The sequence below is a fragment of the Azospirillum sp. UFLA03-27 genome (genome assembly GCF_059803775.1).
The window spans coordinates 1-760 of the sequence record NZ_JAUQTX010000530.1; the positions used below are offsets into that span (position 1 = coordinate 1).

Below are 760 nucleotides of genomic sequence, written 5' to 3' on the forward strand. Positions count from 1 at the left end.
TCTACACTCGCGTATAATCGTCGGCAGCGTCAGATGTGTATAAGAGACAGGGTGGAGATGGTGGACTGCGATGTACACGTTCCCGCCGGCTCGCTGGCGCGTTACCTGCGCGGTGGGCTGGCGGACTTCCCGCCGAGGTCTTCCTGGCTGTTCCCCGACCCGGCGCGGGTGCTGGACCGGCGGCGGCAGTTGGACGGCATCGGCGGCGACCTGCGCGTGGGCATCGCGTGGCGCAGCCAACTGATGACCATGGAACGGCAATGGGCCTATCTGCCGCTGGACGACTGGGGGCCGGTGCTGGGCGTGCCGGGGGTGACCTTCGTGAACCTCCAGTACGACGACTGCGAGGCCGAGATCCTGCGGGCGGAGGCGCGCTTCGGCGTGCCCATCTACGAGTTGGAGCGGCTCGATTGGAAGAACGACTTCGAGGGAATGGCGGCGCTCACCGCCAACCTCGATCTGGTCATCGCGCCGGCCAATTCGGTGGCGGAACTGGCCGGCGCTCTGGGCGTGCCGGTCTGGCGCTTCGGCGCGCGGGACTGGACCCATCTCGGCAGCGGCGTGCGTCCCTGGTACCCGTCCATGCGGGTCTTCCATCCCCGTGCGGGCGAGCCGCTGTCCGCGGCGCTGGGGCGCATCGCGGCGGATCTTCGCCGCGCCGCCGTCCTGGCGCGCCGGGCGGGTGCGGAGGCGCCGGGGCCGCGTCTTCCCGCCCGCCCTGTCTCTTATACACATCTGACGCTGCCGACGATTATACGCG

Annotated in this window: 1 pseudogene; it reads left to right on the forward strand. The window is 69.6% G+C overall.

Annotated features, from left to right (window positions below):
* A pseudogene (locus Q4I23_RS32910) lies at positions 1-760 on the forward strand (tetratricopeptide repeat protein); the annotation flags it as partial.